This is a genomic window from Mixta sp. Marseille-Q2659, from assembly GCF_940807255.1.
In the GTDB taxonomy this organism is placed as follows: domain Bacteria; phylum Pseudomonadota; class Gammaproteobacteria; order Enterobacterales; family Enterobacteriaceae; genus Mixta.
Map to the genome: position 1 here is coordinate 21,281 of NZ_CALNWY010000003.1, position 24,161 is coordinate 45,441.

At 53.9% G+C, this 24,161-nt stretch carries 23 protein-coding genes and 1 tRNA gene; 16 read left to right on the plus strand and 8 right to left on the minus strand.

The window, feature by feature from the left end; translation table 11 throughout:
* Nucleotides 1-223: 223 nt before the first annotated feature.
* Nucleotides 224-478: a YkgJ family cysteine cluster protein gene (locus P3C52_RS03335; protein ID WP_275553794.1), complete on the minus strand. Its 255-nt coding sequence runs from the start codon at nt 476-478 to the stop codon at nt 224-226.
* 222 nt (nt 479-700) lie between these two features.
* On the opposite strand from P3C52_RS03335, the gene yeiP reads away from it, so the two are divergent.
* Nucleotides 701-1,273: an elongation factor P-like protein YeiP gene (yeiP, locus tag P3C52_RS03340; protein WP_275553795.1), complete on the plus strand. Its 573-nt coding sequence runs from the start codon at nt 701-703 to the stop codon at nt 1,271-1,273.
* Nucleotides 1,274-1,323: 50 nt separating this feature from the next.
* Here yeiP and P3C52_RS03345 read toward each other — a convergent pair whose 3' ends face one another.
* Nucleotides 1,324-1,617 (minus strand): hypothetical protein, encoded by a 294-nt coding sequence (locus tag P3C52_RS03345; RefSeq protein ID WP_275553796.1) that lies wholly within the window; start codon nt 1,615-1,617, stop codon nt 1,324-1,326.
* A 106-nt stretch (nt 1,618-1,723) separates the two neighbouring features.
* On the opposite strand from P3C52_RS03345, the gene P3C52_RS03350 reads away from it, so the two are divergent.
* The 8 genes from P3C52_RS03350 to yejF all read left to right on the plus strand — a co-directional run bounded on the left by P3C52_RS03350 (nt 1,724) and on the right by yejF (nt 11,927).
* The gene (locus P3C52_RS03350) at nt 1,724-2,701 is read left to right on the plus strand and encodes a GTP-binding protein (protein ID WP_275553797.1); all 978 of its coding nucleotides are present in this window, start codon (nt 1,724-1,726) and stop codon (nt 2,699-2,701) included.
* 43 nt (nt 2,702-2,744) lie between these two features.
* Nucleotides 2,745-3,458, plus strand: a complete 714-nt coding sequence (locus tag P3C52_RS03355) for a phosphatase PAP2 family protein (RefSeq protein ID WP_275553798.1) — start codon at nt 2,745-2,747, stop codon at nt 3,456-3,458.
* A 493-nt stretch (nt 3,459-3,951) separates the two neighbouring features.
* The gene (gene mepS, locus P3C52_RS03360; protein ID WP_275553799.1) at nt 3,952-4,524 is read left to right on the plus strand and encodes a bifunctional murein DD-endopeptidase/murein LD-carboxypeptidase; all 573 of its coding nucleotides are present in this window, start codon (nt 3,952-3,954) and stop codon (nt 4,522-4,524) included.
* Nucleotides 4,525-4,752: 228 nt separating this feature from the next.
* A complete protein-coding gene (locus P3C52_RS03365; RefSeq protein ID WP_275553800.1) occupies nt 4,753-6,324 on the plus strand; it encodes a cyclic di-GMP phosphodiesterase in 1,572 nt (523 codons plus the stop codon).
* A 74-nt stretch (nt 6,325-6,398) separates the two neighbouring features.
* Nucleotides 6,399-8,204, plus strand: a complete 1,806-nt coding sequence (locus P3C52_RS03370) for an extracellular solute-binding protein (RefSeq protein ID WP_275553946.1) — start codon at nt 6,399-6,401, stop codon at nt 8,202-8,204.
* Between the two features lie 9 nt (nt 8,205-8,213).
* Complete coding sequence (locus P3C52_RS03375; RefSeq protein WP_275553801.1) at nt 8,214-9,299, plus strand: microcin C ABC transporter permease YejB; 1,086 nt, start codon at nt 8,214-8,216, stop codon at nt 9,297-9,299.
* On the plus strand, nt 9,299-10,324 hold the full coding sequence (locus P3C52_RS03380) for a microcin C ABC transporter permease (RefSeq protein ID WP_275553802.1): 1,026 nt from the start codon (nt 9,299-9,301) through the stop codon (nt 10,322-10,324). Before P3C52_RS03375 ends, P3C52_RS03380 begins: the two co-directional genes overlap by 1 nt.
* A gap of 1 nt (nt 10,325) precedes the next feature.
* Entirely contained in the window at nt 10,326-11,927 is a 1,602-nt protein-coding gene (gene yejF, locus P3C52_RS03385; protein WP_275553803.1) for a microcin C ABC transporter ATP-binding protein YejF, read from the plus strand.
* Nucleotides 11,928-12,024: 97 nt separating this feature from the next.
* Here the strand turns inward: yejF and P3C52_RS03390 are convergent, their stop codons facing one another.
* The 3 genes from P3C52_RS03390 to rsuA form a co-directional block, all read right to left on the minus strand.
* Nucleotides 12,025-12,357, minus strand: coding sequence for a YejG family protein (locus P3C52_RS03390; protein WP_275553804.1), 333 nt, complete (start codon nt 12,355-12,357; stop codon nt 12,025-12,027).
* Nucleotides 12,358-12,611: 254 nt separating this feature from the next.
* A complete protein-coding gene (locus tag P3C52_RS03395) occupies nt 12,612-13,814 on the minus strand; it encodes a Bcr/CflA family multidrug efflux MFS transporter (RefSeq protein WP_275553805.1) in 1,203 nt (400 codons plus the stop codon).
* 46 nt (nt 13,815-13,860) lie between these two features.
* The gene (gene rsuA / locus P3C52_RS03400) at nt 13,861-14,565 is read right to left on the minus strand and encodes a 16S rRNA pseudouridine(516) synthase RsuA (protein WP_275553806.1); all 705 of its coding nucleotides are present in this window, start codon (nt 14,563-14,565) and stop codon (nt 13,861-13,863) included.
* A 158-nt stretch (nt 14,566-14,723) separates the two neighbouring features.
* Between rsuA and P3C52_RS03405 the strand changes: the two genes are divergently transcribed.
* Both P3C52_RS03405 and rplY read left to right on the plus strand, forming a co-directional pair.
* Nucleotides 14,724-16,478 (plus strand): DEAD/DEAH box helicase, encoded by a 1,755-nt coding sequence (locus P3C52_RS03405; RefSeq protein WP_275553807.1) that lies wholly within the window; start codon nt 14,724-14,726, stop codon nt 16,476-16,478.
* A 263-nt stretch (nt 16,479-16,741) separates the two neighbouring features.
* Nucleotides 16,742-17,026 (plus strand): 50S ribosomal protein L25, encoded by a 285-nt coding sequence (rplY, locus tag P3C52_RS03410; protein WP_275553808.1) that lies wholly within the window; start codon nt 16,742-16,744, stop codon nt 17,024-17,026.
* 82 nt (nt 17,027-17,108) lie between these two features.
* On the opposite strand, the gene yejK is transcribed toward rplY, so the two are convergent.
* Nucleotides 17,109-18,113, minus strand: a complete 1,005-nt coding sequence (yejK, locus tag P3C52_RS03415) for a nucleoid-associated protein YejK (protein WP_275553809.1) — start codon at nt 18,111-18,113, stop codon at nt 17,109-17,111.
* Nucleotides 18,114-18,293: 180 nt separating this feature from the next.
* Between yejK and P3C52_RS03420 the strand changes: the two genes are divergently transcribed.
* The 5 genes from P3C52_RS03420 (at nt 18,294) to P3C52_RS03440 (ending at nt 21,583) form a co-directional block, all read left to right on the plus strand.
* Complete coding sequence (locus P3C52_RS03420; RefSeq protein WP_085071075.1) at nt 18,294-18,521, plus strand: YejL family protein; 228 nt, start codon at nt 18,294-18,296, stop codon at nt 18,519-18,521.
* A gap of 21 nt (nt 18,522-18,542) precedes the next feature.
* Nucleotides 18,543-20,294 carry an LPS biosynthesis-modulating metalloenzyme YejM gene (yejM, locus tag P3C52_RS03425; protein WP_275553810.1) on the plus strand — a complete coding sequence of 584 codons (1,752 nt, stop codon included), beginning with the start codon at nt 18,543-18,545 and terminating at the stop codon, nt 20,292-20,294.
* Nucleotides 20,295-20,366: 72 nt separating this feature from the next.
* Nucleotides 20,367-20,443, plus strand: a tRNA-Pro gene (locus P3C52_RS03430).
* Nucleotides 20,434-21,270, plus strand: a complete 837-nt coding sequence (locus tag P3C52_RS03435; protein WP_275553812.1) for a glycosyltransferase family 25 protein — start codon at nt 20,434-20,436, stop codon at nt 21,268-21,270. Before P3C52_RS03430 ends, P3C52_RS03435 begins: the two co-directional genes overlap by 10 nt.
* 106 nt (nt 21,271-21,376) lie before the next feature.
* Nucleotides 21,377-21,583, plus strand: a complete 207-nt coding sequence (locus tag P3C52_RS03440) for a hypothetical protein (protein ID WP_275553813.1) — start codon at nt 21,377-21,379, stop codon at nt 21,581-21,583.
* 176 nt (nt 21,584-21,759) lie between these two features.
* Here the strand turns inward: P3C52_RS03440 and P3C52_RS03445 are convergent, their stop codons facing one another.
* Complete coding sequence (locus P3C52_RS03445; RefSeq protein ID WP_275553814.1) at nt 21,760-23,406, minus strand: multidrug ABC transporter permease/ATP-binding protein; 1,647 nt, start codon at nt 23,404-23,406, stop codon at nt 21,760-21,762.
* Nucleotides 23,407-23,502: 96 nt separating this feature from the next.
* Nucleotides 23,503-24,144, minus strand: coding sequence for a DNA oxidative demethylase AlkB (alkB, locus tag P3C52_RS03450; protein WP_275553815.1), 642 nt, complete (start codon nt 24,142-24,144; stop codon nt 23,503-23,505).
* Nucleotides 24,145-24,161 lie beyond the last annotated feature (17 nt).

Sequence of the window (24,161 nt, forward strand, 5' to 3'; positions counted from 1 at the left end):
GCCGTTTGCATGCAAGTTATACGTAAAATTGCGTAGCATATTTTTGAAGCAACGCACATTTCATTTACGTTTTCGGAATAAGTCGGCCACGTTGCTGACATCGTTGCTGAAGGGTAAATGACTTTTACCGTTACGCTTCAGCTAATATCAGCTTAGCGGAAAACAGGGGAATCGACAGGGTGAGGAAGGTTAAGAGAGCTGCATGGACAAAGATGAAACAGGCTTAGGGCGCGGTTTCTGCTTCGAGCTGGATTAAGAAAATTATGGCGGCATCGCGATTGTCAGAACACATCTCCCGGCTCGCCTGCAGGCTGGCGCACACCTTCGGGCGCAGCGGTGAAGTGAAGATTTTGCAGCGGAAGTCGTCGGCAAGCTGAACACAGCGCGTGTTGGCCGGTTTTCCCTGCGGCATACCGGGAATAGGACTGGAAATGGAAGGCGCGATGCAACAGGCTCCGCAGTCGGTACGACACTCCATTAACTTCCTCCACTGACTTTGCCAAAACCGGGTGACAGAACGCTATCGCGCCATTAGCGCACCGCCTCATAACATTCCGCTCACAAAAACCGCGCGACAATAACAGTCCGCGGGTTAAATTGCCATCTGCTACGCTAAAAATCGGTGCGGGATCTTGCCTGTTATGCTGGCCGAGAGTACTTTGTCGCGATTCTTAACTATCACGATGCAGAGAGAATTGACATGCCAAAAGCTAACGAAATAAAACGCGGTATGGCCGTAACCTGGAACGGCAAACTGCTGCTGGTTAAAGACATTGATATTCAAAGCCCAAGCGCGCGCGGCGCCTCAACGCTGTACAAAATGCGCTTTACCGATATTCGTACCGGAATGAAAGTAGAAGAACGCTTTAAGGGCGATGACATTCTTGACGCCATTTCGCTGGTTCGTCGTTCAGTGAACTTCTCCTATGTGGACGGCGATGAGTATGTCTTTATGGATGATGAAGACTACACGCCTTACATCTTTAAGAAAGAGCAAATCGAAGAAGAGCTGCTTTTTATTCCAGAAGGCGGCATGCCCGGTATGCAGGTGTTGACGATGGATGGCCAGGTGCTGGCACTTGAGCTGCCGCAAACAGTGGATATGGAAATTGTTGATACCTCGCCTGGTATTAAAGGCGCTTCAGCCAGCGCGCGTACTAAACCTGCCGTTATGAGTACCGGCCTGTCGATCCAGGTGCCGGAATACCTCAGCAATGGCGACAAAATCCGTATTCATATTGCCGAGCGTCGTTACATGGGCCGCGCTGAATAATTCTGGCGCATTAGGCAACACAAACCAAATGTTATATTATAACATTTGGTTTAACGATAGCTGATGACGATAAGTCCGTTTTTCTGATGCTTGTCCAGCCAGATAACTTCTGTCTCCAGCGCCTGCGCCAGCCTGTTATTGGTGCTTAAATCATTTAACGGCTGAGTCTGGCGGATCCACTGACCGTTTAAATAACATTCGCTGTTTAACATGCTGCCCTTAACGCCCATGTCGCAGCCGCCTGTATTCATGTAACCGACGATCGCTACTGCACCGGTACTGGTGGCTGGCACACCGGATGGCAGCGCAGAGAGCAGTAAGGTCAATACAGCTAAATATTTCATCGTGTCATGCCCTGATCGTTAAATGATTTATTAACAATACAACTAACGACACCTTGCCCATTTACATAAGCGCTAAAAGTGAATTAGCAGACAAAAGGAGATAAAGATGATCAAGGTCAACTTAATTACCGGCTTTCTCGGCAGCGGTAAAACCACCACGCTTCTGCATCTGCTGGCGCAAAAACCGGAAGGCGAAAACTGGGCAATCCTGGTCAATGAGTTTGGCGAGATTGGTATTGATGGTGCGCTGCTGGCCGAAAGCGGCGCGGTGCTGAAAGAGATCCCAGGCGGCTGCATGTGTTGCGTAAATGGCCTGCCAATGCAGGTGGGACTGAATATGCTGCTGCGTCAGCACCAGCTGGATCGCCTGCTGATCGAACCGACCGGGCTGGGCCATCCCAAACAGATCCTGGATATGCTGAGCGCCGAGGTTTACCAACCCTGGCTGACTATTCAGGCTTCGCTGACGCTGCTCGATCCGCGTCAGCTGAACGAAGCGCGTGTACGCGAAAATGAGAATTTCCGCGATCAGCTGGCGGCGGCAGATATTATCGTCGCCAATAAGCAGGATCGCTGGGCAGAGCAAGATCGTCAGGCTTTAGCGCTGTGGCAAGCTGAGGAGCTGGGCGATCGTCAGCTGATTTGCACCGAATATGGCCGCATCGATCCAGCGCTGCTGACGCAACCGCGCCGCAATATGCGCGCTTTGCCCTCAGGCGAAGCTCATCAGCACGCTCACCGTAGCTCCGGTCTGTCTGCGCTGCGGCTCGATCGCAATGCGCGCTGGCGCCGCGCCTTTAATCAGGGACAGGGTTATTTCGCCTGCGGCTGGGCTTTTGACGGCGATACGGTTTTCGATACCATCGGCGTGCTGGAGTGGGCGCGACTGGCGCCGGTTGAACGCGTCAAAGGCGTGATGCGTATAGCGGAAGGCGCAGTTAGTATTAATCGTCAGGGTGCCGATTTTCATATCGAAACGCGCCAGGCGCCGCCGCCGGACAGCCGCATTGAAATTATTCACAGTAGCGACGCGGACTGGAATCAGCTACAAAGTGAGTTGTTGAAACTTCGTTTAAGCGATTAAGCCTAATCTTTGCCGTTATTTTTGTTCTTTGTTATGAGCCCATATGAACGCAAAACGTTTAGCAATAATTTTATTGCTCAACCTTATCGGGGTGACGCTGTTTTTGTCCTGGTATCTACCGGCTAATCACGGCGCCTGGTTCGGCATCGATAAATCTGTTTTTTACTGGTTTAACCAGCATATGGCTACCAGCCATGCTTTTGCTTTGCTGCTGGCTATTACTAATTATCGCGGTTTCGATGCGGTATCTCTGTTGGCAATGGGATTGCTTTACGGGTCATTCTGGCTGCGCGAAACGCCTGAAGGCCGCCGCCGGATGCTGGCGATCGGTATTTGTATGCTGCTGAGCGCCGTGGTGTTGAACCAGCTTGGGCATCTGCTTCCGGTTCAGCATTCCAGCCCTACGCTGTTTTTTGAGCATGTTTACCGCGTCAGCGAGTTAACCGGCATACCAGCGAAAGATGCCTCAAAAGATAGCTTTCCTGGCGATCACGGCATGATGCTGATGATTTATGCCTGCTTTATGCTGCGCTACTTCGGCAAACGGGCTTTCGCTATCGCGCTGGCGATTGTGGTGCTGTTTTCTCTGCCGCGTATTATGGCAGGCGCGCACTGGTTTACCGATGTCGCTGTCGGTTCGCTCTCGGTGGTGCTGGTTGGTCTGAGCTGGTGGCTGATGTCACCGGCCAGCGATCGGGTCGTTAACTGGCTTTACCGCACCTTGCCCGGCAAATATAAACCGGATAATGCTGGCTGAAAAAGCCCCGTCGGTTTATTTCCGGCGGGGCTTTTTTTATCAGTTGATAATTAGTCTGCTAACAGCGCCATTAAAAGAAAAAGTGATGAACAGCTGGCGAAATATTATCTGAGCCCGTCGCTTGTCCAACCCGTTTTTTCTGAAAAAATCCCCAATGCCTTAAATTAGCCAGCCAAAGCCCCTTTAATCCCGCCATTATCCGCCCATAATTGTCGATAAAGTAACCAAATGGTTACGTATTGATTTCACATCAATAAAACCTATAAAAAAGTGCGTAAAACCACTCGCCATGCGGCTTGCAATCGGTTAACCTCAGCCACTGCCAGGCATAAACAGCGCGTAAATGTACGGTTCTGTAAAAGAAAAATGTGCGGGTTTACACATTTTAAAGATTCAGAAATTGTCTTATGCCTTTGGAGTATTTAATCTCGTGCCGTTTTGCTCATTAATCAGCGACCTCAGGTCGTAAGGACTTCAAGGGATAATAAACATAATGGTCAAATCTCAACCGTTCCTGAGATATATCTTGCGGGCAATCCCTGCTGTCGCGCTGGCGACATTACTCTCAGCATGTAGTGGTCATCATGGACAAAATGCGCAAACTGAGACCCATGCAGTTAATAACCAGAATGGTTTTTTACTTCAAGCGTCTCAGGATGAATTTGAAAAAATGGTTCAGAATGTCGATATTAAATCGCGCATTCTGGAGCAATATGCCGACTGGAAAGGTGTGCGCTATCGTTTAGGCGGCACAACTAAACGCGGCGTCGATTGTTCCGCCTTTGTTCAGCTCACATTCCGTGAACAATTTGGACTGGATTTGCCGCGTTCTACGTGGGAACAACAGGATACCGGAAGCCAGGTTTCGCGCACTAAGCTGCGTCCAGGCGATCTCGTTCTGTTCCGCTCTGGCTCTACTGGCCGTCACGTGGGTATTTATCTGGGCAATGACAATTTTGTCCATGCTTCTACCAGCAGCGGCGTAATGATTTCCAGCCTGAACGATTCATACTGGAAAAACCGTTATCGCGAAGCACGACGCGTACTGAGCCGAACGCAAAGTTAATATTTTATCCCTGAACCTGTATTAATGAGCAATTAAAAGACGCTGCCCCGGCAGCGTCTTTTTTCATCCCTTCTCCCCCGTATTGCAAAAAACGTTCGGTAAAAAGTCTCTAATTCAGAATAACGAGACATAATGCCTCTCTCGTTATATTCTCCTTCACTTATCACCAGATACTGGCTGTACTAAATCTCGTAAGAAAAACCGGCTAAAGCGGGAGATTATTGCCCAATGCCATTATCCCAAGTTATAAAGCGCCATGCGGATCACCCGCGCAGGTTAGCCTGGATCAGTAGCGCCGCAGGTGTCGCTTTCTTTCTTCTTTTTAGCACCATTACCCTGTTTGTTATTCATCATAAGCGGGCGCAGCAGCATGATCGGCTGGCTAACGCCAGTAAGGCTTATATGCAGGGAATATTTAATAACCTGGAAAAAAGCCTGCTGCCGCTGCTGAGCTATACCCGCAGCGACTGCCAGAACGTTGGCAATGAACTTACTTCACGCGCCGCATTTACCAACGGCGTACGCGCCATTTTACTGGTGCGCGACGGCAACGCCTGGTGTTCTTCCGCCATCGGCCCCTTTTGGCTGCCGGTACGCAATATTGCCCCTGCCCTGACGCTGACGCTCCGTCGTAATGTTACGCTGGTTGCCGGTACGCCCATGCTTCCTCATCAGCCTGCCATGCTGTTGTGGCTGCAGCATCCGCAGCGCCCGAATGAAGGTATCTTAACCACGCTGGATATTAATATGACGCCGCTGCTGCTGTTAGCGGCGGATCAGGAGAGTGTTGATGAGATCGCGATTGCGGTAGGCGATAACGTACTACTGACATGGAACAATCAGCTAATATCCCGAACGGCGCTGCACAATGCGCCGCTGCGCCAGTTTACCCTGCCGGAATATTCGTTAACCTTTTACATGTACGGCAAGGCACTGTCGGCGCGCGATATTTCTATTGTTCTGCTAACCGGACTGCTGCTGGCCGTTGTGGTTGCATCCTTCTGCTGGCTGTTATTCTCACTGCGTCTGCGTCCCGGCAAAGAGATCCTGGCGGGTATTAAACACAATGAGTTTCACGTTGTTTATCAGCCGTTAATCGAGGCGACTTCCGGGCGCGTTTACGGGCTGGAGGCGCTGCTGCGCTGGACGCATCCCGTTACTGGTCCTATTCCGCCCGATGCTTTTATTAGCTATGCCGAAAGCCAGGATATGATCGTGCCGCTCACGCGCCACTTGTTCAAACTGGTGGCACAGGATGCGCAGCTGCTGTGCCAGCATTTACCGCGCGGCGCCGTTATGGGATTAAATATTGCGCCCGGCCATCTCGCAGCTGAGAGTTTCCGTCAGGATGTTGAGGAATGGATAGCGGCGATGCCGCCTGAGCATTTTAACTATGCATTTGAAATTACCGAACGCACGATGGTTTCCGGTCAGAGTGCTGCCGCCGTTTTTGACTGGCTGCACGATCGGCATATTGCAATCGCCATTGATGATTTCGGTACGGGCCACAGCGCCTTGATCTATCTGGAAAAGTTCTGCTTCGACTATCTGAAAATCGATCGCGGCTTTGTACAGAGTATTGGTATGGAGACCGTAACTTCGCCGGTGCTGGATGCGGTGCTGAATCTGGCGCGCAAATTAAACCTCAATACCGTGGCCGAAGGGGTGGAAACAGAAGAACAGGCCGCATGGCTTATTAAGCGCGGCGTAACCTATATGCAGGGCTATTTGTTTAGCCGGCCTTTGCCGCCGACGCAGCTTATCAGCTTCCTGCAACAGCAGCAGGCCAGCCAGCCCTGACGCCCGATCTGAGCGTTATGATTAGCCGTCGGCATCCAGCATCGCCGTTTATTTGTCCAGGAGTTTATTGTTTGATGTTACTTCGTCTGCTGTTAATGGCTCTGTTTATCGGCTCGGCCTCCGGCGCCAGCGCTGAAATAATAAAAGAAGGCTATGCCTTTGCAGAGCTGGGCAAGCCCAAATATGACGTGAATTTCACGCATTACGATTACGCTAACCCGGCCGCGCCTAAGGGCGGAAAGATCACGCTGGCGGCATCGGGAACGTACGATAACTTTAACCGCTACGCATCACGCGGCTATCCGGGGATGGGCACGGATACGCTGTACGACCGGCTTTTCACTACCTCCGATGATGAGATCGGCAGCTATTATCCGCTGATCGCGGAATATGCGCGCTATCCTGCCGATTTTAAATGGGCGGAAGTGGCGTTGAATCCTCAGGCGCGTTTCCAGGACGGTACGCCGATTACGGCGCAGGATGTCGCCTTTACCTTTGAAAAATTTATGACCGAAGGCGTGCCCGCCTTTCGGGTGGTTTATAAAGGCGTGACGGTGAAAGCTATCTCGCGGCTAACGGTACGCATTGAGCTGCCGAAAGCGGACAGAAGCATGATGCTGGGCCTGTTTAGCCTGCCGGTTTTGTCGGAAAAGTTCTGGCGTCAGCATAAGTTTAATGAGCCGCTGGGCTACCCTCCGCTCTCCAGCGGGCCCTATCGCATCACCTCTTATAAAGTCGGCCAATACATTACCTATACGCGCGTGAAAGATTACTGGGCCGCCGATCTGCCGGTAAACAAAGGACGCTTCAATTTCGACACCATCCGTTACGACTATTATCTGGATGATAATGTCGCCTTTGAAGCATTTAAAGCGGGCGCATACGATTTCCGTGCCGAAGGCTCTGCCAAAAACTGGGCAACGCAGTATCGCGGCAACAGTTTTAAACAGCAGCAAATTGTTAAAGAAGCGCGCCCGAACCGGGTTACCACCGATACCAGCTGGATCGCCTTTAATAATGAAAAGCCGCTGTTCAGCGATCGGCGCGTTCGCCAGGCATTGACGCTGGCGTTTGATTTTGAGTGGATGAATAAGGCGCTGTTTTATAACGCGTACCAACGCAGCAGCAGTTACTTCCAGAATACCGAATATGCCGCCCACGGCTATCCTGACGCAGAAGAGCTGGCTATCCTTGCGCCCTTTAAGGGCAAAATCCCCGATGAGGTATTTACTCAACGCTATCAGCCGCCGGTAAGCGACGGCAGCGGCTACGATCGCACCAGCCTGTTAAAGGCGCTGGCGCTGCTAAAACAGGCGGGCTGGCAGCTAAAAAATCAGCAGTTAGTTAACGCCACTGGCCAGCCTTTCCGCTTTGAACTGCTGGTGCGCAGCGGCAGCAATATCGCCTGGGTGCTGCCGTTTCAGCACAACCTGAAACGTCTGGGTATCACCATTGATATTCGTCAGGTAGACAGCTCGCAATATTTGCGACGCCTGCGCAGCGGTGATTATGATATGACGCCAACGAATTACTACGCTCAGCCCTGGCCGAATACCGGACTCAGCCAGATCTGGCAGTCGCAGTTTATCGATTCGAGCTGGAATCAGGCGCGGGTAAAAAGTCCGGTGCTGGATGTATTAATCGATCGCATTATTGCGCACCAGGGCGATAAAGCGGCGCTGCTGCCGTTAGGTCGCGCACTGGATCGCGTGCTGTTGTGGAACTACTACATGATTCCAGGCTGGTATAGCGCCGAAGACCGCTACGCCTGGTGGAATAAATTTTCGCATCCGGCGGTACTGCCCGCCTTTTCGGTGGGCCTGGAAAACTGGTGGTACGATGTTAACAAAGCCGAAAAATTACCGGCTCAGCGGCGTTAAGGAGAAAGTGTGGGCGCTTATTTAATTCGACGTCTGCTGCTGATTATCCCGACGCTGTGGGCAATCATTACGCTGAATTTTTTTATTGTGCAGATAGCACCAGGTGGCCCGGTCGAGCAGGCGCTGGCCAACGTACAGTTTGGTCATAACAGCGGTCTGCCCGGCAGCGGCAGCGCTGAAAACAGTCGTGCAGCGCTTAACGCCTCGCCGGGCGATAATCAGTATCGCGGTTCGCGCGGGCTCGATCCTGAAATCGTGGCGGAAATTACCAAACGCTACGGCTTTGATAAGCCACTGCACGAGCGCTATTTCAAACTGCTGTGGGACTATGTGCGTTTCGATTTCGGTGACAGCCTGTTTCGCAGCGCCTCGGTCATTCAGATGATTAAAGAGAGCCTGCCGGTATCGGTATCGCTTGGCCTGTGGAGTACGCTGATTATCTATCTGGTTTCCATTCCGCTGGGCATTAAAAAGGCGGTGCGCAACGGCAGCGCCTTCGATATCTGGAGCAGCACTTTAATCATTATCGGCTATGCGATCCCCGCCTTCTTATTCGGCATCATGCTGATTGTGCTGTTTGCCGGCGGCAGCTATCTGGACTGGTTTCCGCTGCGCGGTTTGACGTCGCCGCAGTTCGACACGCTGCCCTGGTACGGAAAAATCACCGATTACTTCTGGCACATCACTTTGCCGGTGCTGGCGACGGTAATTGGCGGTTTCGCTACCTTAACCATGCTGACAAAAAACTCCTTTCTGGATGAGATTCGTAAGCAGTATGTGGTTACCGCGCGCGCCAAAGGGCTGGATGAGAATAAAATTCTCTATCGACACGTATTTCGCAACGCGATGCTGCTGGTGATCGCTGGCTTTCCCGCCACCTTTATCAGCATGTTTTTTACCGGCTCGCTGCTGATTGAGGTGATGTTTTCGCTGAACGGTCTCGGTCTGCTGGGTTATGACGCCACCATCCAGCGCGACTACCCGGTGATGTTTGGTACGCTGTATATCTTTACGCTGATTGGCCTGCTGCTGAATATTCTCAGCGATATTACCTATACGCTGGTCGACCCACGCATCGATTTTGAGGGACGCTAATGAGCCGTTTAAGTTTGGTTAACCAGGCGCGCTGGCAGCGCTTTCGGCAAAACCGTCGCGGCTACTGGTCGCTATGGCTGTTTGCGCTGATTTTTGTGTTGTGCCTTGGCGCAGAGCTGTTGGCTAACGATAAGCCGCTGCTGCTGCATTATCAGGATCGCTGGTATGCGCCGCTGTTGTTTAACTACAGCGAAAGCGATTTTGGCGGCGAGCTGGCGACGGCGGCTGATTACCAGGATCCCTGGCTTAAACAGCGGCTGGCGCAGCATGGCTGGGCGCTGTGGGCGCCGATCCGCTTTGGCGATAATACGATTAACTTTGCCACCGACGTTCCCTTCCCTTCTCCGCCGTCGGCGCAAAACTGGCTCGGCACCGACGCTAACGGTGGCGACGTGCTGGCACGCATTCTGTACGGCACACGCATTTCCCTGCTGTTTGGCCTGATGCTTACGCTGATTTCCAGCGTGATTGGCATTATGGTCGGTGCGATACAGGGCTACTTCGGCGGCAAAGTCGATTTGTTTGGCCAGCGTATTATTGAGGTCTGGTCGGGCATGCCGACGCTGTTTCTGATTATTCTGCTCTCCAGCGTCATTCAGCCCGGCTTCTGGTGGCTGCTGGCGATCACCGTTGCCTTTGGCTGGATGAGTCTGGTCGGCGTGGTGCGCGCCGAGTTTCTGCGCACGCGCAACTTTGACTATATTCGCGCGGCCACCGCGCTGGGCGTCAGCGACAGTCGCATTATGCTGCGCCATATGCTGCCGAATGCGATGGTCGCTACGCTCACCTGGCTGCCTTTTATTCTTTGCGGCTCGATTACCACCCTGACCTCGCTCGATTTTCTTGGCTTTGGCCTGCCGCTGGGATCGCCTTCGCTGGGCGAGCTGCTGTTACAGGGCAAAAACAATCTGCAGGCGCCCTGGCTGGGGCTGGCAGGCTTTTTCACACTGGCTATTTTACTGTCGCTGCTGATCTTTATTGGCGAAGCGGTTCGCGACGCGTTCGATCCCGCTAAGATGTCCTGATATGTCCACTCCCCTGCTCAGTATTAATCATCTCAGCATTGCGTTTCGCAGCGGCGATCGCGAGCGTCGCGTGGTGGACGATCTGTCGCTAACGGTCGAAGCGGGTGAAACCCTGGCACTGGTCGGCGAATCCGGCTCTGGCAAAAGCGTTACCGCGCTGTCAGTGATGCGTCTGCTCCCTTCGCCGCCGGTGGTCTGGCCGTCGGGCGAAATCCTGTTTGATGGACAGGATCTGCTGCGCGCGGATGAACGCACGCTCCAGCGTCTGCGCGGCAACCGCATGGCGATGATTTTTCAAGAGCCGATGGTGTCACTTAATCCGCTGCATACGCTGGAAAAACAGCTGTATGAGGTGCTGTCGCTGCATCGCGGCATGCGCCGGGAAGCGGCGCGCGCGGAAATGCTGAGCTGCCTTGATCGGGTCGGCATTCGCAACGCGCGCGCGCGTCTCGCCGATTATCCCCACCAGCTTTCCGGCGGCGAGCGGCAGCGCGTAATGATTGCCATGGCGTTGCTGACGCAGCCGGAACTGTTGATTGCCGATGAGCCGACGACCGCGCTAGATGTTACGGTGCAGGCCCAGATCCTGACGCTGCTGAAAGAGCTGAAGCGCGAGCTGAATATGGGGCTGCTGTTTATTACTCATAACCTGAATATTGTGCGGCAGCTGGCCGACAGCGTTAGCGTGATGCAGAACGGCAAAGGCGTGGAGCATAACCGCTGCGCTACGCTGTTTGCCGCGCCGCAGCATCCCTACACGCGCAAGCTGATCGATGCCGAACCGACCGGACGCCCGTTGCCGATTGACGGCAGCCAGCCGGCGCTGTTGCAGGTAAACCATTTACAGGTCGCGTTTGCCGTGAAGCGCGGTTGGCTGCGGCGTACCATGCATCAACATCATGCGTTAAAAGATCTCAGCTTTAGCCTGCGTCCTGGCGAGAGCCTGGGATTGGTCGGCGAATCCGGTTCCGGCAAAAGCACCACCGGACTGGCGCTGCTGCGGCTGATTTCATCGCAAGGCGAGATTGTTTTTGCCGGTCAGCCACTGCAAAACCTCAGCCGTCGGCAAATGCTGCCCTGGCGGCCCCGGATACAGGTAGTATTTCAGGATCCCAACTCTTCGCTGAATCCCCGGCTGAACGTGATGCAGATTATTGAAGAAGGTTTACAGGTGCATCGCCCGAATCTGACCGCGCAGCAGCGCGAAGCGCAGGTTATTAAGGTGATGGAGGAAGTCGGACTCGATCCTGACACGCGCCAGCGCTATCCGGCGGAGTTTTCCGGCGGACAGCGACAACGCATCGCCATTGCCAGGGCATTAATTTTGCAGCCGGAGCTGGTGATTCTGGATGAGCCGACTTCGTCGCTTGATCGCTCGGTACAGAAACAAATTCTGGAGCTGCTGAAAAAGCTTCAGCAGGAACATCGGCTCGCCTACATTTTTATCAGCCACGATTTGCAGGTGGTGCGTTCGCTGTGTCATCAGGTGGTGGTGCTGCGTCAGGGCGAGGTGGTGGAACAGGGCGATTGCGAAGCGGTGTTTGCCGCTCCGCAGCAGGACTATACGCAACAACTGCTGTTGCTGGCGCAAACAACAGAGTAAGCGCGTCGACCTGTAGCTTGTTGCTAATGGCAGGAGCTGTAGCGGCTCCTGCCTCAGGCTCGTAGCTCCTGACTCAGGCTCGTAGCCAGCTAATCGTTCAGAGCGGCTGCGCGGTAAAGGTTTCGGCAATGGCGACGCCCTGATTTTTCAGGCGTACCGTTGCCGCGCTTTCGTCGCCGCGCTGCACAAACAGACAGGGTTCGCCCTGCCATTCCACAATCGTACATTCCACCTGAATATCCGCCAGCATCGTACGCATCTTCTGCATAACGTCCCATGCAGGCGCACCGTCATGGCTCAGCAGCCGCAGACCAATCAGATCGTCCTCAGCCGCCAGCGTATTCAGCTCGACGGCGCCGCCGGTCAGACCGGCTGCCCAGCGATAGCTTTGCGGTAAGCGATGTACAATTGACAGAGGTAACGTATTCAAAGGCAATCCCCAGGGCATCTGATGCTCGCGGTGCGTTACCGCGTATCCGGTTAATCGAAAAAACAGACTCGCCGGATAACACATTGAGCTTTTTTATTGTTACGGCATTTTGAGAGTTAGCTCTCATTTTACTGTTATATGTACCGCGTTCAGCAATGAGGCACAACCACTTTTGCTTCATTTCTGCAACTTTTACGCAGGATTACTTTCACATATAATCAACAATGCGCCATTCCGCCAGGGGAAAGCTTAATTTAGCTGGTATGCGCAGGTTTACGGGCGCGGCTGGCATAAAAATGGAGCAGCAGCGAACAGGTTGCACAAAGCGCAATTGACCAAACCATCGGCCAGGCGCTGGTAAAATTAGCCATCGAGAGCAGCGCACCGACCAGCGCTCCCACGCCAAAGCGCAGCGTTCCCGCCAGCGATGAAGCCGTACCGGCAATATGCGGAAACTCATCCAGAATCACCGCCATCGCATTCGATGAAACCATCGCTACGCAGCCGATAAACAGCGCCACGCCGAATACCAGCGGCAAAAAGCCCAGATCGAAAGCGCTTACTACCAGCAGCCAGATGCCCATCGCAAACTGAATAAGCAGACCGAAACGGAACATCGCCAGCGGGCCGAAACGACGCACCGACCGGCTATTAATCAGCGTCATAATAAACAGGAACACCACGTTTAAGCCGAAGTAGTAGCCAAAGTTCTGCGGCGATACGTGATTGATTTCGATATAAACAAAAGGCCCGGCGTTAAGAAAAGAGAACAGCCCGGCAAAGGAAAAGCCGCTGGCCATCATATAGCTGAAGGCACGCTTGTGGCGAAACAGCGACAGAAAGTTACGCAGCGTGGTTCGCAAATGAAAGCGCTGGCGCTGCTCTTTGGGTAGCGTTTCATGGATTTGCGTGGCGACCATCAGTGTAACCGCCAGCGCCGCCAGCGCCAGGCTCCAGAAGATGGCGTGCCAGCTCCACAGCACCAACAGCCAGCCGCCGATAATCGGCGCCAGCAACGGCGCAATAGTGGTCACCAGCATCACAAACGACATCATGCGCGAAAATTCCTCTTTGGAGAAAGAGTCGCGCATTAAGGCATTGATCACTACGCTGGCCGCTGCCGCCGACAGGCCGTGCAGAAAACGCATATTGATCAGCTGCTCAACGCTTTGCGCCATGGCGCAGGCCGCCGCCGCCAGCGCGAAAATCAGCGTGCCGACAGTAATCACCGGCTTGCGGCCAAAGCTGTCCGCCAAAGGGCCATAGACTAACTGGCCCAACGCGAACCCCAGAATATAAGCATTCAGCGTCATCTGAACGCTGCCAGCGCTTACGCCAAATTCCCGTGCAATCTGCGGCATCGCCGGCAGATACATATCAATCGATAACGGCATCAACATCGCCAGCAGGCCAAGAATGACCACCAGACCGGTTGATGAGTTCTTTTCCTTACGCAACCTCAACTCCCCTCGTTCAAGCTGTAACGGCAGCCATCATCTGCCGTTAGCGCGGCGCGCCGACGCTGGCGACTTCTTCTTCGGTTAACGGACGGTATTCGCCTGGCTCCAGATCTTCATCCAGCACAATGGCGCCAATGCGTTCACGATGCAGCGCTACAACATGGTTGCCCACCGCAGCGAACATACGTTTTACCTGGTGATAGCGCCCTTCGCTGATGGTCAGTAGCGCTTCGGTTTCGCTCAGCGCTTCCAGCGTGGCCGGTTTGGTCAGCGTTTTTTCGCCGTGCAGTTGCACACCTTCGGCAAACTGCTGAGCCGTCTCCGGCGCCAGCGGGTGTTCCAGCGTAACGCGATAGGTTTTTTCGCAATGATGACGCGGCGAGGTGATGCGATGCGACCACTGGCCGTCATCAGTCAACAGCACCAGGCCGGTGGTATCAATATCCAGACGCCCCGCGGCATGCAGCTTCCAGGCGGTTGGCTCTTCGATAAAGTAGAGAATGGTTGGATGATCGGGATCGTCGGTGGAACAGACATAACCCTGCGGCTTGTTCAGCATAAAGTAGCGCGGCCCGACCTGAAGCTGGAGCAGATTGCCGTCATATTCAACCTGGTGTTCCGGCAATACCTTAAACGCGCCGTCGCGTACAATTTCGCCGTCTACCGTTACGCGTTTAGCCCGCAGTTCCCGCGCGGCGATGGCCCGGCTAACTTCCAGTTGTTGGGAGAGAAATTTATCAAGTCGCATTGCTGTTGTGATGCCTGTTTTCGTACCTGGAGAGATGCGCGCCTGGCGCATAAAGAGCGCTAAGTATACCTAGAGTTACCGGCAGCGGACAGAGTGAAATGCCGTTTCATCCGCTTTCATGGCATAATCAGGGCCGGTTTCCAAAATTCATACGATCCATGTCCTTTACTCTGCGTCCTTATCAACAGGAAGCGGTTGAAGCTACGCTTAACCATTTCCGTCGTTCCCAACAGCCTGCGGTTATCGTGCTGCCGACCGGTGCCGGTAAAAGCCTGGTGATCGCTGAGCTGGCGCGCCTGGCGCGCGGCCGCGTGCTGGTGCTGGCGCACGTCAAAGAGCTGGTGGCGCAAAACCACAGTAAATATTGCGCGCTGAGGCTGGAGGCCGATATTTTCGCCGCCGGTCTTGCGCGCAAAGAGAGTCAGAGCAAGGTGGTTTTCGGCAGCGTGCAGTCAGTGGCGCGTAACCTGCCGCTGTTTGACAGCGCTTTTTCACTGCTGATTGTCGATGAATGCCACCGTATCGGCGACGATGAAAACAGCCAGTATCAGCAGATCCTCACCCATCTGCGTCAGCATAATCCGCAGCTGCGGCTGCTCGGCCTGACGGCAACGCCCTATCGCCTCGGCAAAGGCTGGATTTACCGCTTTCATTATCACGGCATGGTGCGTGGCGATGAGCGCGCCCTGTTCCACGACTGTATTTATGAGCTGCCGCTGCGCTACATGATTAAGCATGGCTTTCTGGTGCCGCCGGAGCGGCTGGATATGCCGGTGGTGCAGTATGATTTCAGCCGTCTGAGTGCGCAGGCAAACGGCCTGTTTTCCGAGGCCGATCTTAATCGTGAATTAAAACAGCAAAAGCGCATTACGCCGCATATTATCAGCCAGATCGTGGAGTTTGCCGCCGATCGCAAAGGCGTTATGATCTTTGCCGCCACCGTGGAACATGCCAAAGAGGTGCTGTCGCTGTTGCCGGAAGGAAAAGCGCTGGTCAGCGCCGAAACGCCGGGGCCGGAGCGCGATGCGTTAATTACCGCCTTTAAACAGCAGCAGATTAAATATCTGGTCAACGTTGCGGTGTTGACCACCGGCTTTGACGCGCCGCATGTCGATCTGATCGCTATTTTGCGCCCGACCGAATCGGTTAGCCTCTATCAGCAGATCGTGGGCCGCGGGCTGCGCCTGTGCGAAGGCAAAAGCGACTGCCTGATTCTGGACTACGCCGGTAACCCACACGATCTTTTTACGCCGGAAGTCGGCGCCCCCAAAGGCCAGAGCGACAACCAGCCGGTGCAGGTTTTTTGTCCGGCCTGCGGCTTCGCCAATACGTTTTGGGGGAAAACCACCGCTGACGGCACCATCATTGAGCATTTTGGTCGACGCTGTCAGGGCGTGCTGGAGGATGACGAAGGCCATCGCGAGCAGTGTGACTATCGCTTTCGCTTTAAAAGCTGTCCGCACTGTAATGCGGAAAACGATATTGCCGCGCGCCGCTGCCATGAGTGCGATGCGGTGCTGGTCGATCCCGACGACATGCTGAAAGCGGCACTGAAGCTGAAGGATGCGCTGGTGCTGCGCTGCGGCGGCATGACGCTGGAAGCGGGCCGCGACGATAAAGGCGAATGGCTGAAGGCCACCTATTTTGATGAGGACGGCACCAGCGTCAGTGAGCGCTTCCGCCTGCAAACGCCCGCGCAGCGTACCGCTTTTGAACAGCTGTTTATGCGTCCGCACCAGCGCGCGCCCGGCGTACCGCTCGGCTGGCAGAATGCCCATGACGTGGTGGCGCTTCAGCCGCTGCTGCGCCATCCCGATTTTGTTGTGGCGCGCGCGCGCGGCCAGTTCTGGCAGGTGCGGGAAAAGGTGTTTGATTATCAGGGCCGCTATCGACGCGCCAACGAACTGCGCTGAGCATCGGACGAACCCCGCAATACCAGACTTTCCCGATGGTCAGCGCAAACCGTGTCAGTAACATGCCGCGTAAAGCTGGTTACCTCATCGCCTTGCTGTCATGCATGAGCCGCCTCAATGACCTGATGCCAGCGCGGCATATCCGTTTGCCCCCGCAGGCAAACACCGCTATAATGTCGCGCGCTTTTGTCTGACAAGAGCTGAACAATCCCACCTGCTGCTGGGTCGCCTGTAGCAGGATCATTTATTTGAAGAGAGTAATTATGTTTACTATCAACGCAACTGAACGTAAAGAGCAGGGTAAGGGTGCGAGCCGCCGCCTGCGCGCAGCTAACAAATTCCCGGCTATCGTTTACGGTGGCAAGGAAGCAGCTGTTTCCATCGAACTGGATCACGACAATGTGATGAACATGCAGGCTAAGCCTGGCTTCTACGACGAAGTTCTGGTTCTGAACATCGATGGTAAAGAAACCAAAGTTAAAGTTCAGGCTGTACAGCGTCACCCGTTCAAGCCGAAACTGCACCACATCGACTTCGTTCGCGCTTAATCGCGTTCTGGATTCGAAAAAAAACGCCGCAGCTGCGGCGTTTTTTTATGCCTGCGCGCCGGCCAAACCCGCGCGCTTTGCGTTACTGACCGCTGGTGCGACGCTGAAGCTGATCGCGCAAATTCGGCGGTGTACCTTTGATCGTTAGCGTATCGGTGACCGGATCCCAGAAAATACGCTCGCCTAACAGCATGGCGTCGAAGTTAATCGTTAATCCGCCGCCGCTGCCCGCAAATTTTGTCAACTGACGCAGCGTACTGCGATCCGCCGGGAAACTCTCTTCAAGCTCGTAGCCCTGCTCCTGCGTAAACTCGCGGAAATTTTTCTCGCCCAGCGGCGGCAGTTCGCGTGCCAGCTCTTCAATGGCAATTTCCTCACCTGCCTGCAGTTGCTCGTTACAGTAGCTGTAAACCTGCTGGCGATAGTTTTGCCGCTCGGCTTTGTCCAGGCTCGACTCGGCGCAATAGTCATCCACCGCCTGCAGCAGGCCGCGATTCTGCGCCTTGGTGTCCAGCCCAACGCTGGCACCGAGAAAATCCATAAAGAAATCGGCCACCTTGCGCCCGACGCGCCCGCGTAAAAACGTCAGATAGCGCGTCGATTCCGGGTTGGTTTCCCACTCGGTTAGATCGACGCGCGCCACAATATCGGCATGGTTAATATCGAGATAGTGAACGCTGCTGATATCCAGCTGCTCGTTAACGCGCATACTGCTTTGGCTGTTCAACACGGCGATCAGTAAGTATTCCACCGCCAGATAACGGTAGTGGCAAAACAGCACAATGCCGCCTTCGGCAAAGGGATATTTCGCCAGCTCATCGCGCAGGCGTCCGGTCGCGGCACGGCTAAACGCTAAAAAATCCTGCTGACCGTCGCGGCATTCGCGCAGGGTTTGCGCCAGTTCGCTCTCCGGGTTAAACAGGCCGAACGCTTTACTTTTCGCGCTGTAAATCCGGTGCAGCTCTTCTACCAGATCCGACACGGCCTGGGTGGTGGGCAACAGGCTATCACGCAGCACCAGTTCCAGCGTTTGTTCATCACGTTTGATCAACTGGTGCAGGGCAATCTGGTCGATATTCAGACTCATGGTAGACTCTCCTTTAGGCTTCAGGCGCGTATTCAAACACCGTGCGCCTTTGCGATCAACCAGCGCCTGCATGAATCCGAAGCATTGCCGAAGATTAACGCCGTACTGACGATAAAAGTGCAGAAAAAAAGGCGTGCTTACGGTAAGATACCGCCTTTTCAAAACGTATTAGTTAAGGTTATGCCACAATCATCCCGTTATAGTGACGAACGCGTGGAACAGATCCTCGCGCAGCTGGTGCAGGTGCTGGAATCCAACCAGGCACCAACCGATCTCTCCCTGATGGTACTGGGAAATATGGTCACCAATTTAATCAATACCAGCGTGGCGCCTGCACAGCGTCGTGCGCTGGCCCGTTCCTTCGCCGATGCGCTGCAAGCTTCAGTGCGCGAAGATAAAGCCCATTAATGTGATGATCTGACCGCAAATATGGTTACCAATCGGCAGCGCTACCGTGAAAAAGTCTCCCAGATGATCAGCTGGGGGCACTGGTTCGCGTTGTTTAATATCATTTTTGCCACTCTGTTAGGCAGCCGGTATCTGCTGGTTGCTGACTGGCCCGGTTCGCTGGCGGGGCGTATTTACGCCTTTACCAGCTGGATCGGCCACTTCAGTTTTATTGTCTTTGCGGCCTATCTGCTGCTGATCTTCCCGCTTACATTCGTGGTGATGTCGCAGCGCCTGCTGCGCTTCTTATCCGCGATAGTCGCAACCGCCGGGCTTACGCTGCTGTTGGTGGACAGCACCGTTTTTAACCGCTTCCATCTTCACCTTAATCCGGTGGTATGGGAGCTGGTCGTTAATCCCGATCAAAGCGAAATGGCGCGCGACTGGCAGCTGATGTTTATCAGCGTGCCCGCGATTTTTCTGGTGCAGATGCTATTCGCGACCTGGAGCTGGCAAAAGTTGCGCAGCCTTAACCGTCGTAGTTTCGGCAAGCCGCTGGCCGCGCTGTTTATCAGCGCCTTTTTCGCCAGTCATCTGCTCTATATCTGGGCGGACGCCAATTTTTATCGTCCGATAACCATGCAGCGCTCTAACCTGCCGCTCTCCTATCCGATGACCGCCCGACGGTTTCTGGAGAAACATGGCCTGCTGGACGCGCAGGAATACCAACGTCGCCTGGTGCAACAGGGCAACCCGGAAGCGGTCTCGGTCGCCTATCCGCTGAGCGATATACGCTTCCGCGATGCAGGTTCAGGTCAGAATCTGCTGATCGTTACGCTGGATGGCCTTAACCAGGCTTCTATGGCTAAAGCGCTGCCGGGTTTGTCGCGCTTCGGCGAAGAAAATGTCCGTTTCAGCCAGCATTTCACTGCCGGCAGCTCGCCAGACAGCGGTCTGTTCGGTCTGTTTTACGGCATTTCTCCCAGTTATATGGATGGCGTGCTGGCTTCTCGCATTCCGTCGGCCTTTATTAATGCGCTCAGCCAGCAAGGCTACCAGTTTGGCCTGTTTGCATCCGATGGATTCCGTTCGCCGCTCTATCGCCAGGCGCTGCTGGCCGACTTTTCTCTGCCGGCCGCCAGCGATCAGCCTAACAGTCAAACCACCGCGCAGTGGCAGCGCTGGCTTGGCTCATTACCGGCAGGCCACGCCCCCTGGTTCTCGTGGATTTCTTACAATGGGCTGAGCGATCTGCCGGACCGCGGTAAAGAAAGAGTGCAGCGCTACAACCGCAGCGCCAAAGAAGTTGATGGCGAAATCAGCCGGGTATTAACCACGCTGCGGGAGAAAGGGCTGCTGGACAATACTGTGGTCGTGATTACCGCGCAGCAGGCAGTTATGCTGCACGGACAGAACAACGACAGTAGCCGCCCTGCCCTTCAGGTGCCGCTGCTGATTCACTGGCCGAATACGCCAGCGCAAACCATCGGGAAGCTGACCGACCATCAGGATGTGATGACCACGCTGATGCAGCGTTTGTTGCACGTCAGTACGCCGCCCGCTGAATATTCGCAGGGTGAAGATTTGTTTGCGGCGCAGCGTCAGCATAACTGGATTGCCAGCGCCGATAACGATCGGCTGATTATCACTACGCCGCAGCTAACGCTGGTGCTGGACGCTAACGGCAGCTATCAGGCTTATAATCGTCAGGGGCAGCCGTTAAAAGACCATAAGCCGCAACTGGCGCTGCTGCTGCAGGTGCTGACAGATGAGAAGCGCTTTATCGCTAACTGATTATTAATAAAGCAGTTAGACAGGAAGCGTCTTGCATTTAGTCAGATTCCAGGTAGTATAGCGTCCACATATCGGCACGTAGCGCAGCCTGGTAGCGCACTGTCATGGGGTGTCAGGGGTCGGAGGTTCAAATCCTCTCGTGCCGACCAAAATTCCCGAAAAAACCAGCCTTTATGGCTGGTTTTTGTTTATCTGTTACTACCTCCTGGCCATCGCGCTTATGAAAATTTTCGTCATTAATCTTGCCAGATCGATTGAAAGACGTTCCCGTCTGGAAAAAAGGCTTGCTGAACTAAATATTGCTGCTGAATTTATTAAAGCAGTTGACGGTTCGGCCTTAAATAAAGAAGAACTAACAAAACATGTTCGTTCTTTAAATTATGCTTTTCTTTGTGGCGAAATCGGTTGTGCCCTGAGCCATCAATTTATTTACCGCAAGATGGTTGAAGAAAATATTGAAAAAGCGTTAATTCTTGAGGATGACGTTTATTTACCTCATAACCTGAAAGATATTCTCAAAAATATTACTATTGAAACTTATGCCCCTCAGGTTGTTCTGTTGAGCAAAGTTAATCGTTATCTGGCTCATCCTGCTCGCAGAGTAACAGATACCCATAATTTACATCGTGTTCATCACGCAACGACAACCCATAGCTATATTATCAATAAACAGGCGGCCCGAAATCTTCTGGATAACCTTTATCCTGTATGGATGGTGGCTGATAAATGGGCATTGTTCGAAGATTATTCTTGGCGCGTTCAGGCAGTAGTGCCTGCGCCGATTATTTTAAATGATAATGCTATTAACTCTACTATTAATGAAAGCAAAGATGATAATGAGCATAATCATAAGAAAAAAATAATCTGGCGGCAGTTAATGGCGCAACGGCCTTTAAAAGTTAAAATTAAACATCGGCTACGCCGAGCGCTGATTCCTCTTTTTTATAAAGTAATCAACGAAAAGAAAAAGGTCTGAAATTTTGCACACCGTCACAAAATTACCTGTCCTTCATCAAACCTTCACATAAACGTCACAAATCTATCCTAGCCTGTTGCCACCTCAACGAAACGGGAATCAGGCAATGGCCGTCGTTAAAGCGAAAAATATGCAGGATACCGAAGCCCTGCTGCATTCTGGGATCAATAAGGTAGAACTGGATTGGGAAATTGGCAGCGATGATTTTTTCCGCCTCGCCAGCCACTGGTGCGATCGCGGCGCGAAAATCACCCGCACTCAGCGTCATTTTGTGGTGTCGGTAAAGGGGTTTGCTATTCCGCCTAATGACTGACGGCCCAGCCGGGAGCGCTTCTTTTATGTAGCTGCATCCCGGCAGTCAGTCAGCCAACCAGCCAAAAGGTTGATTAGCCAATCAGTCAACCAATCAGTCAGCGGCTCAATAAACGAATCGGTCAGCGAACCCATTTACCGAGCGTCCAGTTACCTTTTTATTCAGGCTCGTCCGCGTTAGCGGCCGGTATCGGTGCGCTGCACGGCATCCAGCGTCGCTTTATCCCTCTCGCTTCCGGTCAGCTCATACAGCACGCCTTCGCGCATCTCCAGCAATCGATCGGCATGAACAAAGTAGTGATCGTCATGGCTGATGGCAAACACGGTTTTTCCGCTTTGCTGGAGCCAGGGCAACAGTTCACGATAGAAAACGCGGCGGAAATGGGGATCCTGATCGGCGGCCCACTCATCCAGTAGCAGAATGTCACGCTGCTCTGCAGCCGCCAGCAACAGCGCCAGACGCTTGCTCTGCCCTTTCGACAGCTGCAAATTCAGCACTTTGTTTCCTTCCAGCTTCAGCTTGTCCTGCATTTTCAGCCGCGCCAGCCACTGCTGCACCAGCGCCGGGCTGGCAGGCTGCGCGCCTGGGCCGATAAGCCGATCGAACAGATGCACATCGGTAAAGACCGCTGAAAAAAGCTGACGATAGCGCTCAGCATCGGTCATTACTTCGCCGTCCAGCAAAATAGCGCCGGAAACCGGCTGATAAAGACCGGTCAGCAGCATCGCCAGCGTTGATTTTCCGCTGCCGTTGCCGCCAATCAAAAATACCAGCTCACCGCGTTTCAGGGTCAGGTTAATCGGGCCGACGCTAAACCCATTTTCACCGTACTGGAAAACCACCTCGCGCAGTTCCAGCGTTTGCCAGTCATGTGCCATCGGCAGCGGCGTGAACGGCTCGCGCCACTCCGCCAGCTGGAAGCTTCGCAGTTTATTAAAGGCGACCTGTGCGCTTAACAGCGTCGGCAGCGCGCCGACTGCCTGCAACATCGGCGTGCGTAAAAACAGCAGCATCAACGAATAGGTGGCAGCGACGGCAGTATTAGCCCAGCCCAGACCGTTCGCCATAAAAAAGACCATGCCGATCGCGCCAAGCATCATGATATTCGACCAGTTCACCGCGCTGAGATGATAGGTATCGGCGCGCACAATATGGTGACGATAGGTACTGGCATCTTCCTGATAAACAGTGTCGTAAATTTGCTGGGCGCGCTCGCGGTTCAACGCCAGCTCTTTGCGCCCGTCAATCACCGTCTGATAATCGGCATACAGGCGATCTTCCGCCTCGCGCAGCTTCGCCATATGCTGATAAACGCGCGATACCAGCATCCAGCCGCCGATAATCGTCACCGCAACCCAGGCCGCTGTCACCGCCAACATAGCTGGCGACAGCCAGGCCAGATAGGCGGCTGAGCCGATAGTCAGGATAATGCCCTGAAACAGCTCCGGCAGGCGCACAAAGGCGATAGTGATATTGCGCACGTCGCTGGTGAGACTCGCCAGCAGCTGCGCGCTGCCGATCTGCTCAATACGCTGAATATGGGTATCCAGGATGCGTTTAATAAACTGACCGCGCAGACGCCAGACGAAATGGTGTCCCAACAGGGTCAGCGCCAGCTGCGACGCCAGCGTAACCGCCATTAATAGCAGCAGCAGGCCGAGAAAGGTGGGTAATACCGCGGTCGAGGCGTTAATACTGACAATCAGTTCGCGGTTGATATAGGCGATAATGCCGATGCCGAGCGCTGCGCTCAGCAGATTAAGTACGATAACGGCAATAAAAGGCCAGCGGTACTGTTTATAAACAACGGACAGCAACTCCATAACTGCATCCTGATAAGAACTAAAGCAGCCTGCAGTTTAATGAGAAGCTAATCGATAGCAATACTAATTCTCAACTGAAATGATTTGTTCTGATCATTAACGCGCCCGACGGAAGGTCAGGTTGTAACGAAACGCGCCCGCCAGCGGATGAACGCCAGCTTTAACGGGTAAAATGCCGTGAAAACGCAGCCGCGACGGGCCGCCCCACACCACCACATCGCCATGTTCCAGCAGCACGCGTTGCACCGTGTCGCCGCGCTCAAAGCCGCCAAACTGAAATACCGCCGGCAGGCCAAGGGAAACGGAGACAATCGGCTGGCGCAGATCTTTTTCATCCTTATCCTGATGCAGCGACAGTTTCGCGCCAGGCTCATAGCGATTAATCAGGCAGGCATCGGGCTGGAATGTATTAAAACCCGCTTCCTGCGCGCACGCCTGCGCCAGCTGACGAAACGCCTGCGGCATCGGCGGCCAGCGGCGTCCGGTCGCATTATCTTCGCCGGTATACTGATAGCCGCGCGCATCGCTCGACCAGCCGAGATCGCCACAGTTGGTCATGGCGACCGACATACGATGACCGCCCGGCGTGATGCGATGTTGAAAGGGGTTTTGCTGAGCAATCAGCGCCACCTGCGCCAGCAACGCTTCGCCCTGCTCACGCGCGCGCCGCCGCAGGATCACCGCGCCTTCCGCCAGAGGCTCCGCCCAGGGCGCCTCTTCGCTAAACAGATCTAACATTATCGCACCGCCTTTCT